The 1,916-nt window shown below is 70.3% G+C and carries 2 protein-coding genes and 2 pseudogenes; 3 read left to right on the plus strand and 1 reads right to left on the minus strand.

From position 1 onward, the window contains the following. Window positions 1-500, plus strand: a pseudogene (locus tag F9K34_RS18865) (4-(cytidine 5'-diphospho)-2-C-methyl-D-erythritol kinase); the annotation flags it as partial. Between the two features lie 3 nt (window positions 501-503). Here the strand turns inward: F9K34_RS18865 and F9K34_RS18870 are convergent. Further along, on the minus strand, window positions 504-1,505 hold the full coding sequence (locus tag F9K34_RS18870; protein ID WP_291338634.1) for a polyprenyl synthetase family protein: 1,002 nt from the start codon (window positions 1,503-1,505) through the stop codon (window positions 504-506). Between the two features lie 54 nt (window positions 1,506-1,559). On the opposite strand from F9K34_RS18870, the gene F9K34_RS18875 reads away from it, so the two are divergent. Together F9K34_RS18875 and F9K34_RS18880 are read left to right on the plus strand one after the other, a co-directional pair. Continuing rightward, window positions 1,560-1,769 (plus strand): putative signal transducing protein, encoded by a 210-nt coding sequence (locus F9K34_RS18875; RefSeq protein ID WP_291338635.1) that lies wholly within the window; start codon window positions 1,560-1,562, stop codon window positions 1,767-1,769. Then, window positions 1,770-1,916, plus strand: a pseudogene (locus tag F9K34_RS18880) (methyltransferase); the annotation flags it as partial.

A 1,916-nucleotide genomic window follows, 5' to 3' on the forward strand; every position in this document is an offset into this window, starting at 1 on the left:
TCTGGGACCGGCCCCTGCCGCCGGCCGACGAGGTGCTGGCGCTCGGCGCAGACGTGCCCGTGTGCCTGGCGGGCCGGCCCGCACGCATGGGCGGGATCGGCGAGGCGCTGGCGCCGGTTCCCGCCCTGCCGGCGATGTCGGCCGTGCTCGTCAATCCGCGGGTGGAGGTCGCGACACCGGCGGTGTTCCGCGCGCTGGCCCGCAAGTGCAACCCGCCGCTGGAGCCGCTCCCGCCCGGCTTCGCATCTGCCGCGGCGCTCGCCGGCTGGCTCGCCCGCCAGCGCAATGACCTCGAAGCGCCGGCCATCGCGGTCGCGCCGGTGATCGCGGAGGTGCTCGCCGCCATCGCGGCAACCACGCCTCTCCTCACGCGCATGTCCGGTTCGGGCGCAACCTGCTTCGGCCTGTTCGCATCGCGGGGCGACGCGGTGGCGGCCGCGAGAACCGTTTCCCGCCGCCGGCCCGGCTGGTGGGTGCGCGCGGCGCCCGTTCTTGCCTGAACCTCAGTTCACCCGCGCAACGACATAGTCGGCGAGGTCAGCGAGCATGTCGCGCAGGTCGTGCGCCGGCAGGGCGACGAGCGCCTGCTTGGCGCGCTCGGCCCAGCCGAGCGCGTCGTCGCGCGTCGCCTCCATCGCACGGTGCCGCGCCATCAGCCGCAGCGCCTGCTCGAGGTCGCCCTCGCGCTGGTCGCCCTTCTCGATGACCCGGCGCCAGAAGGCGCGCTCCGCCTCGTCGGCCTTCGCCACGGTCTTGATCACCGGCAGCGTCAGCTTGCGCTCGCGGAAGTCGTCACCGACGTTCTTGCCGATCGCGGCCGTGGTGCCGCCGTAGTCCAGAAGATCGTCGGCGATCTGGAAGGCGATGCCGAGCGCGTCGCCATAGGTGAAGAGGGCCTCCACTTCCGTGTCGTCCGCCCCGGCAAGGACGGCGCCGGCTTCCGTCGCGGCCGAGAAGAGCGCGGCGGTCTTGCCCCGGACGACCTTTAGGTAGGTGCCCTCGTCGGTGCGCAGGTCCTGCGCTGCGGTCAGTTGCAGGACCTCGCCCTCGGCGATCGTGGCCGAGGCGTTCGACAGGATCTCGAGGACGCGCAGCGATCCCGGCTCGACCATGAGCTGGAAGGCGCGGGCAAAGAGATAGTCGCCGACAAGCACGGAAGACTTGTTGTCCCACAGAAGGTTCGCCGTCGGCCGGCCGCGGCGCTGGCGGCTTTCGTCTACCACGTCGTCGTGGAGAAGCGTCGCGGTGTGGATGAATTCCACCGTCGCGGCGAGACGGATGTGATGGTCTCCATCGTAGCCGCAGAGCCGGGCCGCGGCGAGAGTCAGCATCGGGCGCAGCCGCTTGCCGCCGGCCTCGATCAGGTGCGCCGTAACCTCGGGAATCCGCGGCGCATGTTCCGATGCCATCCGCTCCCGGATCAGCGCGTTCACACGCTCTAGGTCGCAGGCCAGATACGCGCCCAGCCGGTCATGCGGTTTCTGCGCGGTCTCGTCCAGGCTCATTCCCGTCCCGTCTCATCTCGACAAAGCCGGGGCTTCGTCCTTATGTCCAAGATCATGAAGGAACTTCTGCGCACAACTGACCCGGCCACCATCGCTTTCGCCACAGCGCTCCTTGCCGGTGAGGGTATAACGGCGTTTGAGGTGGACGTCCACATGAGCGTGCTCGAAGGCTCCCTTGGCATATTGCCGCGCCGGATAATGGTGCGCGACGCCGACCTGTTCCTCGCGCGGGCGATCCTGAGGGACAACGGGATCGAGGTCTGAATGTTCACCGAGGACGAGATAACCGCGGATGCGTTCCTTGGCGGGCGCCTCACGATCGCCCAGCCGCGCGCGGGCTATCGCGCCGCCGCGGACCCCGTGCTGCTCGCCGCCGCGGTCCCCGCGCGGGCGGGGCAGGCGGTGCTGGAA

Source organism: Albidovulum sp. (assembly GCF_008933605.1).
Classification (GTDB): Bacteria; Pseudomonadota; Alphaproteobacteria; order Rhodobacterales; family Rhodobacteraceae; genus Albidovulum.

Bases quoted from the DNA above. Each gene is read 5' to 3' on its own strand.
- F9K34_RS18875 (WP_291338635.1), top strand. From the start codon at position 1,560: ATGAAGGAACTTCTGCGCACAACTGACCCGGCCACCATCGCTTTCGCC.
- F9K34_RS18870 (WP_291338634.1), bottom strand. From the start codon at position 1,505: ATGAGCCTGGACGAGACCGCGCAGAAACCGCATGACCGGCTGGGCGCG.